Below are 13,598 nucleotides of genomic sequence, written 5' to 3'. Positions count from 1 at the left end.
ATGAATCCAGTGTTAAATAGTATTGTGTTGCAAGTCAACAAAGAAGCTCCAAAACTGTTGGTGCTTCATGGTTTTATGGGTATGGCCGACAATTGGAAAACCCTTGGGGGACAGTTTGCCGAGTTGGGTTTTGAGGTACATTTGTTGGATTTGCGAAACCATGGCAAAAGTTTTCATTCAGATACGTTTACGTATTCGGCTTTTGTATCAGATATAATTGAGTATTGTGGGCAGCATCAAATAGCAACATTTTCGGTAATTGGCCATTCTATGGGTGGAAAAACAGCTATGTTGTTGGCTTGTTTGTATCCAAATAGGGTGCAACAATTAGTAGTTGCAGACATTAGTCCGAGGTATTATGCCCCGCATCATCAAGTGATTTTGAGTGCTTTAAATGCGGTTGATTTTGCAACAAAGCCAAGCCGAGCAGCTGTTGAACAAGTTTTGGCTGGATATATTACAGATTTTGGCACCCGACAATTTTTGCTCAAAAGTTTGTATTGGCAATCTCCAGGGCAGCTGGCATTTCGATTTAATTTGAAGGTTTTCAACGAAAGTATTGAATCTGTTGGGGAGGCATTGCCAAAAAATTATCATTTTGACAAGCCAACCTTGTTTATAAAAGGAGGTCTGTCTGATTATATAACCGACCAAGACATGATGGCCATTCAGGAGCATTTTCCAAGTGCTGTTTTCAAAACGATTCCAAATGTTGGGCATTGGTTGCATGCTGAAAATCCAAAAATGTTTTTTGAGATTTGTCAAGAATTTTTATAATTTTACAAAAAAAATATCCATCAAAATTTTATATCATGAAACTTTTAGCCCGATTATTTATAACCACTATATTAGTAGTTATTATTGCCCGATATGTTGAGGGTGTTGTGCTGTTAGACGGCATTGCAACCTCTGCAAAAGTAGCTATAGCATTGGCTATTTTGAATATTACAGTAAAACCGTTAATTAAATTATTTACATTACCAATAACATTTTTTACATTAGGCTTATTTTTATTAGTAATTAACGCATTAATGATTTTAATTTGTACTAAAATAGTTGATGGTTTTAGGGTTGATGGTTTTTCGACAGCTTTTGTTTTTAGTTTAATCTTGTCGTTATCGCAAACCATATTGTTTAGCTTGTTGAGCGACAAAAAATAAATACAATACATAAAGCCGTTATTTTTATGAAAATTATTTTCAAAAAATATCGGCTTTTACTTTTTTAATATCTAACCATGCTGGTTATTCGTTTAACATTTGCCATAATTTATCTTTTAATTCTGTCAAACCTTGCTGGGCTACGGCAGAAATAAGCATATAAGGAATGTTTTGAAACTCTTTGTCAAGCTCGGCTTTGAGTTCGGCTTTGAGTTCATCGTCGAGCATGTCGCATTTTGAAATGACCAACATGCGTTCTTTGTCGAGCATTTCGGGGTTGTATTGGGCCAATTCGTTCACTAAAATATCATATTCGGCTTTGATATTTGGCGTATCCACAGGCACCAAGAAAAGCAATGTAGCATTGCGTTCGATATGTCTTAAAAAATAATGTCCTAGTCCTTTTCCTTCAGCAGCACCTTCTATAATACCTGGTATATCGGCAATTACAAAAGATTGAAAATCACGATAATCTACAATACCTAAATTGGGTTTTAGTGTTGTGAAAGGATAGTCGGCAATTTTAGGTTTGGCCGAAGTAAGCACAGAAAGTAGCGTAGATTTACCAGCATTTGGAAAACCAACTAAACCAACGTCTGCCAAAACTTTTAATTCTAAAATCACGTCCATTTCTACACCTGGCAAACCAGGTTGAGAATAACGAGGCGTTTGATTTGTCGAACTTCGAAAATGCCAATTGCCAAGCCCCCCTTTGCCACCTTGCGAAAGGATTCTTTTTTCGCCATGTTCGGTAATTTCAAACAATATTTCATCTGTTTCTTTGTCTTTTACAACTGTTCCAAGGGGCACTTCAATGATTTTGTCCTCACCGTCATGTCCTGTACTTCTATCAGAACCGCCATCGCCTCCGTGTCCCGCCTTGATATGACGAGCAAATTTAAGATGAAATAATGTCCAAAGTCCTTTGTTGCCAACAATATACACATGGCCTCCTCGACCACCATCTCCACCATCTGGCCCACCTTTTTCGATAAATTTTTCTCTGTGCAAATGTGTAGAACCCTTCCCTCCTTTTCCTGAAGAGACATATATTTTTACATAATCAACAAAATTTCCTTCCGTCATAATTCATTTATTTATAAGATATTACGCTATCTATTGCTTGTTTTTTACTAATATTTTATCAATTTTAACTCCATCCATATCCATTACTTCCAACTCAAATTTTTGCCAATAAAGGAGGTCGCCTGTTTTTGGGATTCTGGCCATTTCAGTCATAATCAAACCACTTACTGTTGTTACTTCATAATCGTTGATGAGTTCGTCAAGTTCAAAATGAGTAAGAAAATCATGTAGCGGATAATGCCCGTCCACAAGCCAAGTGCCATCTTCTCGTTCGTGCAATTTGAAATCGTCTTTATAAAATTCGGACGCATCGCCAACTAAAGCTTCCAAAATATCGTTTAGAGTAATGATTCCTTGAAAAACTCCATACTCGTCTGACAAAAAAGCATAATGTACCCCGCTTTGTTTGAAATTTTCCAATGCTTTATAAGCAGTAGTTTGTTCCATCAAAAAAGGAGCTTCTGTAATAATTTGTTCTAAATTAAAATGAGGTTTGTCAATATGTGCAAAAATATTTTTCAAATTGACAACACCAACTATATTATCATAATTTTCGTCATATACGGGATATATAGAATGTAACTCTTTGAGCATTAATGATTTTACTTGGTCTTTATCGGCCTTTAAAGGCAAAAAAACCACTGCATTTCTATGGGTCATTAGCGAATTTACTTTTCTGTCGCCAATATGAAATACCCGCTCTACAATATCTTGTTCAATTTCTTGAACTTCGCCGCCCTCGGTTCCTTCTTTGATAATGGCTTTGATTTCCTCCTCGGTAATTTTGCCATCAGACGAAGGCTTGATCATCATTATTTTTAATAAAAATTCGGTCGAAACCGTTAGCAACCAAATAAATGGTGCTGTGGCAATAGAAATCATTTTCATAGGAATGGCCACTGCTTTTGCAATGCTTTCTGGATGATTTAACCCAATTCTTTTAGGCAATAATTCACCTAAAACCAACGAGAAAAAGGTTAAAGTAACCACTACTAATCCTACCGCAATTGTTTGTGAATAAGGTTGTAAAACAGGAAAACCTGCAACAAAACTCTGAACATCTGTTGTAATTTTATCGCCACTAAAAATACCCGTAAGGATTCCAATTAATGTAATTCCAATTTGAACAGTGGACAGAAACTTATTGGGCGAATTAGCCAAATCCAAAGCTGCTTGTGCACTTGCATTACCTTTTTTGGCAGCATTTTCCAATCGATTTTTTCGAGATGAAATCAATGCTATTTCCGACATCGAAAACACACCATTCAGAATAATTAACAATAGGATAATGATAATTTCCATGATTTTTTTGTTGATAAAAGCAAAAGTTTCAAATTCAAAGCTTGTTGGTAACTTTAAACTTGAAACTTTTTAATTTTGTTAATTTTATAAAGAATCTATTACAGCATTTACTCTAGTGGCTACTTCTTCAATTGTTCCAATGCCTTCTACTCCATAAAATTTGTTTTGTTGGTTGTAATAATCCATCAAAGGAGCGGTTTTTTCGTTATATTCTTGGTAACGATTTCTAATTTTCTCTTCGTCTTGATCATCAGATCTGCCACTGGTTTTTCCTCTTTCCAACAAACGGGCTACTAATATTTCGTCGTTTGCTTCTAAAGCAATTGTAGCATTCACTTGCCAATTTTTGCTAGCCAAAAAAGCATCTAAAGCCTCTGCTTGAGCAATAGTTCGAGGAAAACCGTCAAATAAAAACCCTTTAGAATCTGCATTTTTATTTACAGCATCTTCAAGCATTTTGATGGTAACTTCATCTGGCACCAAGTCGCCATTGTCCATATAACTTTTGGCTAATTTACCTAAATCGGTGTCGTTTTTAATATTGAATCGAAAAATATCTCCCGTTGATAAGTGGGTTAATTGGTATTTTTCTTTTAAAAATTCGGCTTGTGTCCCTTTTCCAGCTCCTGGTTTTCCAAATAATACGATGTTAATCATTTTAAATTTTGTATTTTGTAGTTATATAATAAGTTGTGTTTTATTTTTGTTGCGAAAAATAAACCGCAAAGATAATCATTTGATTTTTGATATTTAACAATTGATTATTACTACTTTTGAAAAAAAATGAAATTTTATTAAAAAATGGTTCAAAATACACTTTTAATCATCGGTTCGGTTTGGATAGAACCACAATCTACGGCTGCAGGCAGTAGAATGTTGCAATTGATTGCTGCATTTCAGAGTCAAAGTTGGCAAATTATTTTTGCCTCTACGGCGGCAGATAGTGCTTTTGCCATTGATTTAGATACTATTGGTATCCAAAAAAAAGCAATATTGCTCAACGATGCTTCGTTTGATCATTTCATCAAAGCAATGCAACCTCAAATTGTACTTTTTGATCGATTCATGACAGAAGAACAATTTGGATGGCGGGTGGCAGCAAATTGTCCTGAGGCACTTAGAGTTTTAGACAGTGAAGATTTGCATTTTTTACGCAAAATTCGAGAAGAAAAATATAAAAACCAACAAGAAGTTGTCGTTGCCGATTATATGAAATCGACTATAGCCTTTCGAGAAATCGCTGCGATTTATAGATGTGATGTAACCCTAATTATATCCGAATTTGAAATGCAATTATTGAAAAATGTTTTTAAAATTCCAGATGAAATTTTGTTTTACTTGCCATTTTTAATTGATGAAATTAGTGTAAACCAACAAAATAAATGGTTGAAATTTGAAGAAAGAGCCCATTTTATAAGCATTGGAAATTTTAGACACGAACCCAATTGGCACACCGTTTTGAGATTGAAACAACACATTTGGCCCGAAATAAGAAAAAAAATTCCTACTGCTCAGTTACACATTTATGGGGCCTACCCTACTCCAAAAGCCCAACAATTGCATCAAGAAAAAGATGGGTTTTTAATCAAAGGAAGGGCAGAATGTGCACATGAAGTGATACAAAAATCGAGGGTTTTACTAGCTCCAATCCCATTTGGAGCAGGCCTCAAAGGCAAATTGATAGAGGCTATGCAAAATGGAACACCAAGCGTTACTACACCCATTGGAGCAGAAGCCATGCACGCTCATTTGCCTTGGAATGGTGCCATTTGCGAGCAAGATTCAGACTTTGTTTTACAAGCCATCGATTTGTATCAAAATTCAAAAAAATGGTATGCTGCACAACAAAACGGCCTCATAATTATTAACAAACTGTATCAAAAAAAACAATTTGAAGCCCTTTTTATGAACCAAATGCAAGTCTTATTAGCCAATATAAAAAACCATCGAACGATTAATTTTATTGGCAATATGTTGCAACATCATAGTTTGCAGAGTACAAAATATTTGAGCAAATGGATTGAAGAAAAACAAAAAAATCAACCATGAACGGTTTCTGATTTGCCATAGTTAGCAATAACAGAGGCTTCAAATTCAAGCCATTCGTTCCAACGTTTTTCGACATCAATTCCATGACCGTATTTTCTGGCATATTTTATAAAAGTAGTATAATGTCCTGCTTCGCTTTCCATCAAATCTCGATAAAAAACAGCCAATTCGGGATCTTTGATGTTTTCAGAAAGTACTTTAAAACGTTCGCAACTTCTGGCTTCAATCATGGCTCCAAACAACATCCTTTCAACAAGTCCAGAAATTCTACTTCCCGTATTGCTCCTTTTCATATATTGGGCCAATTCATTAACGTAAGGATCTTTACGCTCTCGTCCCAATTTTAATCCTCTGGCTACAATAATATTATTGACCATTTGAAAATGTTCAATTTCTTCTTTGGCCAAAGCCAACATATCTGCCACTAAATCAGGATAATCAGAGTTTTGAGTAATAATGGTAATGGCATTTGTGGCTGCCTTTTGTTCGCACCAAGCATGATCAGTAAGAATTTCTTCTATATTTGTTTCAACAATGTTTACCCATCGTGGGTCTGTTGGAAGTTGTAATCTAAACATTATTTGCAATTTAAAATTGAAAAGGCAAAAATAGTGTTTTTTAAACATTATTTTGAGATAAAATTTTTTATAATCATTTTGGTAATATAAAAAGACAATGTGGGTAATTAAAAATCGTTTTTCCGTATAAAATATCGTTTTTGGTTTATTTGAATTAAAAAACAACCATAGAAGTTGAAAAAAAGTTAATAAAAAGAAACCTGTAAATAATTAATATTTAAAAATAAAAAGGGTTGCCTGAATCTAATACCAAATATACATATAAAATAGTCCAATCTACTTGTTCTTTTTTGCTAAAATTATTCAAAAAAAAATAGTCCCGTAGCCCAGCTATGCAACGATTTTTTTTGAAAATTTTTTCTAAAAAATAACTATGCATCTTTGGACTATTTTATAAATATATTTGGTATAAAACTATTTTTGATTTCAAAACATTAGATTCCTTTTGCAACAAGCTTAACTCAAAAAGCCACCCCTATAATTTAAAGATGAATGTAAATTGCTATTGTAAAAATAAATTCTAAAATATTCTTACTATAAATTTAACTAAAATGTTGTATGTTCCAAAAAATTAATTAAATTTGCACCGTCTTACAAAAGCTGTAATGACATACATAAGAATTATTAAATAAATATTGGAATGTATTTAACCAAAGAAATTAAAGAAGAAATCTTCGCTAAACACGGAGGAAATGCTGCAAACACAGGATCTGCAGAGGGACAAATTGCGTTATTCACTTACAGAATTACACATTTAACAGAACACTTGAAAAAAAATCGTCATGATTATAATACAGAGCGTTCACTAGTATTGTTAGTAGGAAAAAGAAGAGCGTTATTGGACTACTTAAAGAAAACTGAAATTAACAGATACCGTGAGATAATCAAAGTATTAAATATCAGAAAATAATCCTAAAGAGGTGCTTTTGCACCTCTTTTTTTAATTTAGGGCTTTTATAAATTCCTTATAAAAAGAGCGATTAAAAATAAAATTTTAAAAAAAAGAGCTTTATTTTTATCAAAAAAAGAAAAAAGTTTGGTTTTTCATTGGGTTTTAGAAAACAACTACACACAACAACACAACTAAAACCCATTGTTTAATCAAAAATAAAAATTATGATTCCAAAAGTATCAAAAACAATTATCGATTTAGGAGATGGACGAAGCATCTCAATCGAAACAGGAAAATTAGCCAAACAAGCCGATGGATCTGTAGTAGTACAAATGGGCAACTCAATGTTGCTAGCTACCGTAGTATCTGCCCGTCAGGCCAGCCCAGGAATTGATTTTTTGCCATTGACGGTAGATTATCGAGAAAAATTTGCGGCAGCAGGACGATTTCCAGGTGGTTTTTTTAAGAGAGAAGCCCGTCCTAGTGACAGCGAAGTTTTGACCATGAGATTGGTAGATAGGGTTTTGCGACCATTATTTCCAGATGATTATCATGCAGAAACTCAAGTAATGGTTCAGTTGATGAGTCACGACGAAGAGGTAATGCCAGATGCACTTGCTGGATTGGCCGCTTCGGCAGCATTGGCAATATCGGATATTCCATTTTCAACTTTAATTTCTGAAGTACGTGTGGCCAGAATTGATGGCAAATTGCTTATCAATCCTAGTCGTGCCCAATTGGCTTTGTCTGATATAGACATGATGATTGGAGCATCTAAAGATTCTATTGCCATGGTTGAAGGAGAAATGAAGGAAATTTCAGAATCTGAAATGGTAGAAGCCATCAAATTTGCACATGAAGCCATCAAAATTCAAATTGAAGCACAGGAAAAATTACAAGAGCTAGTAGGTAAAAAAGACATCAGAACGTATGAAAACGAGAAATCTGATGAAGCCATTTTTGAAAAAGTAAAAGCCGCAGCATACCAAAAATGTTTTGACATTGCCAAAGAAGGAACTGCCAAACACGAGCGTTCTGAAAAATTTGCTTTAGTTAAAGAAGAAGTAAAAGCCTTATTTACAGAAGAAGAATTGTCTGAGAATGGCGATTTAGTTTCAAAATATTTTTACAAAGTAAATAAAGAAGCCGTTAGAAATGTCATTTTAGATTTAGGTTTGAGATTGGACGGCAGAAAGACTACAGAAATACGACCAATATGGGCCGAGGTAGATTATTTGCCATCTGTACACGGTTCGGCCATTTTTACACGAGGCGAAACACAAGCTTTGGCAACTGCCACTTTAGGAACCTCGAGAGAGGCCAATCAAATTGATTCTCCAAGCGAGCAAGGAGAAGAAAAATTTTACTTACATTATAACTTCCCACCGTTTTCAACAGGAGAAGCAAAACCATTAAGAGGGACATCGAGAAGAGAAGTGGGACATGGAAATTTGGCTCAAAGAGCTTTAAAAAACATGATTCCTTCAGACTGCCCTTATACTATTAGAGTAGTTTCTGAAGTGTTAGAGTCCAATGGATCGTCGTCTATGGCAACGGTTTGCGCAGGTACATTATCTTTGTTAGATGCTGGTATTCAAATGATTAAACCCGTTTCTGGGATTGCAATGGGATTGATAACAGACGGAGAAAGATTTGCAGTATTGTCTGATATTCTTGGCGACGAGGACCATTTAGGCGATATGGATTTTAAAGTAACTGGTACAGCTGATGGTATTACGGCATGTCAAATGGACATCAAAATTGAAGGTTTAGCATACAATATCATGGAGCAAGCATTAGCACAAGCTCGAGATGGTCGTTTGCATATTTTAGGAAAAATTACAGAAGTACTAGCAACACCAAGACCCGATGTTAAAAAACATGCACCAAAAATCATCACAAGAACTATTCCTGGCAACTTTATTGGAGCATTAATTGGCCCTGGAGGCAAAGTAATTCAGGAATTACAAAAAGCAACAGGAACAACTATCGTAATCAACGAAGTGGATGAGCAAGGAGTTGTAGAAATTTTGGGTACCGATCCAGATGGCATTGCAGCAGTGTTAGCAAAAATTGATTCTATTGTATTTAAACCACAACTTGGCGAAGCTTATGAAGTAAAAGTCATTAAAATGTTAGACTTTGGTGCAGTAGTAGAATATACGGCTGCCCCTGGAAACGAAGTCCTTTTGCACGTATCTGAATTGGCATGGGAACGTACCGAAAATGTTTCGGATGTTGTAAAAATGGGCGATGTATTTCAAGTAAAATACCTTGGAATTGACCCTAAAACACGTAAAGAAAAAGTATCTAAAAAAGCACTTTTACCACGTCCTCCAAGAGAAGACAAAAAAGAAGCTCCAAAATCTTAATATTCAAAAAAAAAAAAAAAGCTGTTTCAATAATTAGAAACAGCTTTTTTTTGGCAAAATAGTACCATATTACTTACCATTGTCAAAGTTATTATCAATGACAATCATTTAAAGTGAAATACCATTTTTCTTATACCAAATATATTTATAAAATAGTCTAAAGATGCGTAGTTATTTTTTAGAAAAAATTTTCAAAAAAAAACGTGGCATAGCTGGGCTACGGAACTATTTTTTTTTGACTCATTTTAGCAAAAAAGAACCAATAGATTGGACTTTTTAATATGTATATTTGGTATTATTCTAATTATAACAAAAAAAGCTGTTCAACCAAAATGAACAGCTTTTTTTATACATATCAAAAAAAAGTTTTAAGAATTTTATAAATCCTATAAACCTAATTGTTTTTGTTTAGTTCGTCCAACGGTGTAATACTTTCAAATGATGGAGGAATCACTTCTTTTCCAGATTTATCAATAAATCCATACAAGCTATTTTGTTTTACTAAAGCCCAATTTTTCTTTCTCAAACTAAATTTTTCAATTTCACGGTATTTTACCTGAACAACTTCTTTGCCATTTGTTTCGTCGATAAAGCCCAAAAAGTCTCCAATTTGAACTAAAGACCATCCACTTCTATACTCGCCAAAAGGTTTGATATTGTCATAAACGGTGTTCACAACAAGAGTTCCTGTTTTATCAATAAATCCTGATTTGCCAGCATGGATAATTTTAGCCCAATCTTTTCTATTTTCATCAAATGGATAAATTTTATCGTAAATTGGTTCTAAAATTTCTCTACCATTAACGTCAATAAAGCCAAATTTATTTTCGATGGAAACCAATGCCCAACCTTTATTGAGATTGTCAAAACTATCTATGGTTGTATATTTTGCAGGTACCACCTCATATCCTGCAATGTCAATATAACCAATTTTTCCTTCCAAATATACTTTAGCCCAATTTTCTTTTTGAATGCCAAATTTTTCTATTTTATCGTACTTTGGTTTCACAATTTGTGTTCCTTTGCTGTCAATAACACCAAACAAACCATTTTTTTCTGTAATAAAATAGTTTGATTGAGCCAACGCTAAATTTGCTATCAATAGCATGGTTAGTTGCGTAATTTTTTTCATAATTATAAAACGGGTTTTAATTTTTAGTCTTTACAAAAATAGCATTTTTATTTAATTTATGAAAAATAAAAAAAAAGAAATTAAATTTAAAAAAATATGTTAAAACTATTTTATTTTATTAAGTTTGTGTTTCTAAAAAAATACTTTTTTAATAAAAAAAGTGATGTGTTTTAGTTAAAAATATTTATAATCAATAAAAAATGGGAACTTATGAAAAATTATGACACTTTATATGCTAAAGCATTGGTTTTTATAACATTAATTGGTTTGATTTCGTGCAAGGATAAAGAAAATGCAAGTGTCCAACCCGAAGATACGCTAGCTAAAAACAATCTTTCTGAACAATATATAGACGTAGCAAGTGAAACAACATTGACAACAGACACGATGGTAACTGAAAAAGTTTTGCTTAATTTAAAACAAGACCAATCGGAATTGACAATTGACAGTAATGATATGCAAAAAAATAAAATTTACAAGAAAAAAAATAAGATTGCGAATTTAAAACCTATTAAAGATGAGGTTGTAAAGTCTAGTGTTGAAAAAAAGAGTACCTTTGCAGAGGCTGAAAAAATGGTTGATAAACAACCGCTAAAAAATACAACTGCCGAAAAAAGTATTGAAAAAGACGTAAACATTAACGAAACAGAAAAAAAAGTACCAGAAGAAAAAGAAACTAAAAAAACAAAAAGTAGAAACGGAAAATACAATAACATAATTCCTAATTACTAAATCAAAATTAATTTGAAATTAGCCCCAAATTTCAAATTAACGAAACCTACAAACCCAACAAAAACTTTAAACATAAATGAATTTTAAAATGAAAAAAAAACACCTATTCGTTGTATTGTTTTTCCTTGGTAGTATGCTCACGTGGGGGCAAGAAGTGTATGGAGGCATAGAAATTGGAGGAAAAGGTATCAAAATATCTGTAATAAAAATTGAGGATTTGCAAGTTGGACAGTTTGAAATAATCAAGACCTGGACAAGAAATACCAACATAATAAAAAATATAGATGCTGAAGGTAATTTTACGCAGAAAGATATAGATGAAACCAGTTATATTGTTTTTGATTTGATAGAAGCTTTGAAAAAAGATTTTAGCATAGCAGCAAAAAACATTTTTGTAATTGCCTCATCTAGTGTTGGAGTTGCAAAGAACAAACAAGATTTAATCAATAAAATCAATACCCTAACAACTCGAAATATTGATTTTATAGCATCGGATTTAGAGTCGAAAATGATAATAAAAGGAGCTATTCCACAAAAAGAATATACCAATTCCTTAATATTAGACATTGGCAGTGGCAGTGTAAAAGGGGGAATTGTTAATGTAGAAAAGAACAATACATTTTCGTTTATGCCATTGGGAATGAAATTTGGTACCACTACACTAACCGAACGCATCAGAAAAATAAGTGGCAGTAGTACATTTGGATTTGTAGATGAGACAAACAAGTTTAAAGACACGCTCAATCAAGCCATTAAAACGATGTATAATAAAAACCCTACTTCAAAATCTAAATCTAATGTATATTTACTTGGTGGATCTGTATGGGCCTTTATTACTTTATCCAAACCCTATTCAAACGAAGATTATGAAATGTTTACATTTTCTGATTTGACACAATATCATAAAGAAATTATGAATAATTATGACGGATATATCAAAAGAAGTTTTGTAAGTACCGAATACGAAAGGGTTTTAAAAACATTTCCAAGAGAAACCATTATAGCCGGGAGCACAATCATCAATCAACTAGTATCCAATTTAGAAAATCCAGAATCTAAAAATTATTATTTTGTTAGACAAGGTCAAATAGCTTGGCTGCTGTCCTATATAGTAGATTCGGCACGGAAGAGCAAATAAGCAAAGATGTTCATTAAATTTCAATTGATGGTTTTTTTCTATTTATTATCTATCCAAAAAGGCTTTTTTATATGAGTTTCACAAAAAAAACAACATTTTTATTTATATTTTTTTTCAACATCGTTTGTATCAATGCTGTTATTTCCCAAAATTTATATGGTGGTATCGAAATTGGAGGCAAAGGCATTAAAATTACAGTAATGGACATACACAATGCTAAAAAAAACCTGTTTGATATCAAAGAATTTTGGACAGAAAATACAGCTTTAGCAAGAGGTATAGCCCTAGATGGTAATTTGCATCTTGATGATTTAGAAAAAACGTATCAAGTTATCCAACAAAATTTCAATAAATTACAAGACACACACCATGTAAGCAAAGAAAAGATTTACATCATCATTTCATCAGGAGTTGGTATGGCTAAAAATGTTAGTGTTTTGGTTGATAAAATCAAAGAATTAACTCAAAAAAATGCTGAAGTGATCAATTCAGAACTCGAAGCCCGATTGTTGGTTAAGGGAGGCATACCCGCAAACAGGTATTTAAATTCATTGATATTAGATATTGGTGGAGGTAATACAAAAGGAGGTTATATTGGATTATATAATGAAGAAAATTTTGTTTTAATGCCATTGAGTATGAATTATGCTACAGTTACATTTACAGAAAAAATTAAAAAACACAGTCCGTCAGATTCTTTTGAAGATTTTTTAAAAACCAGCTATCAATTTCAGGATACATTAAAAAAAGAAATCAACAAAATGTATGACATGAGAGAAGGTACACGAACCAAAAAAAATGTTTACCTTTCTGGTGGTGCCGTTTGGGCTTTTGCTACTTTGACAGCTACTGCCCCCATAGAAAATTTTCATAAAATTACTTTAGAAGAAGTATCAAAACACCAGTCGGATTTGATTGGAAATTTTACAAAATTTGAAACATTATCCAAAACCAATCCAGAAATTGAAAAAGTATTAAAAACCTACTCTCAAAGGCATTTGATAACTGCAAATAACATATTATTATCGGCCATTCAAAATTTAGATGAGCCAAAGGACAAAAAAATATATTTTGTAAAACAAGGTCAAATTGCTTGGCTTATGGCTTATATTTTAGAATCTGCCAAAGATTCTAAAACCATATATTAGCCCAAATAA

Annotated in this window: 13 protein-coding genes; 8 read left to right on the top strand and 5 right to left on the bottom strand. The window is 33.0% G+C overall.

Annotation, left to right across the window (positions count from 1 at the left end; genetic code table 11):
- Entirely contained in the window at positions 1–777 is a 777-nt protein-coding gene (locus FBFL15_RS05010) for an alpha/beta fold hydrolase (RefSeq protein ID WP_014083565.1), read from the top strand.
- Positions 778–812: 35 nt separating this feature from the next.
- Positions 813–1,160: a phage holin family protein gene (locus FBFL15_RS05005; protein WP_014083564.1), complete on the top strand. Its 348-nt coding sequence runs from the start codon at positions 813–815 to the stop codon at positions 1,158–1,160.
- A gap of 84 nt (positions 1,161–1,244) precedes the next feature.
- Here the strand turns inward: FBFL15_RS05005 and obgE are convergent, their stop codons facing one another.
- The 3 genes from obgE to FBFL15_RS04990 all read right to left on the bottom strand — a co-directional run bounded on the left by obgE (position 1,245) and on the right by FBFL15_RS04990 (position 4,205).
- Entirely contained in the window at positions 1,245–2,246 is a 1,002-nt protein-coding gene (gene obgE, locus FBFL15_RS05000; protein WP_014083563.1) for a GTPase ObgE, read from the bottom strand.
- Between the two features lie 30 nt (positions 2,247–2,276).
- The gene (locus FBFL15_RS04995; protein WP_014083562.1) at positions 2,277–3,548 is read right to left on the bottom strand and encodes a hemolysin family protein; all 1,272 of its coding nucleotides are present in this window, start codon (positions 3,546–3,548) and stop codon (positions 2,277–2,279) included.
- 84 nt (positions 3,549–3,632) lie between these two features.
- Positions 3,633–4,205, bottom strand: coding sequence for an adenylate kinase (locus FBFL15_RS04990; protein WP_014083561.1), 573 nt, complete (start codon positions 4,203–4,205; stop codon positions 3,633–3,635).
- Positions 4,206–4,349: 144 nt separating this feature from the next.
- Between FBFL15_RS04990 and FBFL15_RS04985 the strand changes: the two genes are divergently transcribed.
- Positions 4,350–5,597 (top strand): glycosyltransferase family 4 protein, encoded by a 1,248-nt coding sequence (locus FBFL15_RS04985; RefSeq protein ID WP_014083560.1) that lies wholly within the window; start codon positions 4,350–4,352, stop codon positions 5,595–5,597.
- On the opposite strand, the gene FBFL15_RS04980 is transcribed toward FBFL15_RS04985, so the two are convergent.
- Positions 5,588–6,175, bottom strand: coding sequence for a MiaE family protein (locus FBFL15_RS04980; protein ID WP_014083559.1), 588 nt, complete (start codon positions 6,173–6,175; stop codon positions 5,588–5,590). The genes FBFL15_RS04985 and FBFL15_RS04980 overlap by 10 nt on opposite strands.
- 640 nt (positions 6,176–6,815) lie before the next feature.
- On the opposite strand from FBFL15_RS04980, the gene rpsO reads away from it, so the two are divergent.
- Positions 6,816–7,085, top strand: a complete 270-nt coding sequence (gene rpsO, locus FBFL15_RS04975; protein ID WP_014083558.1) for a 30S ribosomal protein S15 — start codon at positions 6,816–6,818, stop codon at positions 7,083–7,085.
- Between the two features lie 206 nt (positions 7,086–7,291).
- Positions 7,292–9,439: a polyribonucleotide nucleotidyltransferase gene (locus FBFL15_RS04970; protein ID WP_014083557.1), complete on the top strand. Its 2,148-nt coding sequence runs from the start codon at positions 7,292–7,294 to the stop codon at positions 9,437–9,439.
- 394 nt (positions 9,440–9,833) lie between these two features.
- On the opposite strand, the gene FBFL15_RS04965 is transcribed toward FBFL15_RS04970, so the two are convergent.
- A complete protein-coding gene (locus tag FBFL15_RS04965) occupies positions 9,834–10,571 on the bottom strand; it encodes a WG repeat-containing protein (protein ID WP_014083556.1) in 738 nt (245 codons plus the stop codon).
- 210 nt (positions 10,572–10,781) lie between these two features.
- On the opposite strand from FBFL15_RS04965, the gene FBFL15_RS04960 reads away from it, so the two are divergent.
- The 3 genes from FBFL15_RS04960 to FBFL15_RS04950 all read left to right on the top strand — a co-directional run bounded on the left by FBFL15_RS04960 (position 10,782) and on the right by FBFL15_RS04950 (position 13,589).
- Positions 10,782–11,303 carry a hypothetical protein gene (locus tag FBFL15_RS04960; protein WP_014083555.1) on the top strand — a complete coding sequence of 174 codons (522 nt, stop codon included), beginning with the start codon at positions 10,782–10,784 and terminating at the stop codon, positions 11,301–11,303.
- Between the two features lie 88 nt (positions 11,304–11,391).
- Positions 11,392–12,441: a Ppx/GppA phosphatase family protein gene (locus FBFL15_RS04955; protein WP_014083554.1), complete on the top strand. Its 1,050-nt coding sequence runs from the start codon at positions 11,392–11,394 to the stop codon at positions 12,439–12,441.
- Positions 12,442–12,512: 71 nt separating this feature from the next.
- Entirely contained in the window at positions 12,513–13,589 is a 1,077-nt protein-coding gene (locus tag FBFL15_RS04950) for a Ppx/GppA phosphatase family protein (RefSeq protein ID WP_014083553.1), read from the top strand.
- The last annotated feature ends 9 nt before the right edge of the window (positions 13,590–13,598 follow it).

This window comes from Flavobacterium branchiophilum FL-15 (assembly GCF_000253275.1).
In the GTDB taxonomy this organism is placed as follows: Bacteria; Bacteroidota; Bacteroidia; order Flavobacteriales; family Flavobacteriaceae; genus Flavobacterium; species Flavobacterium branchiophilum.
Note: the sequence above shows the minus strand (reverse complement) of the source record. Positions and strands in the feature narration are given on the sequence as shown.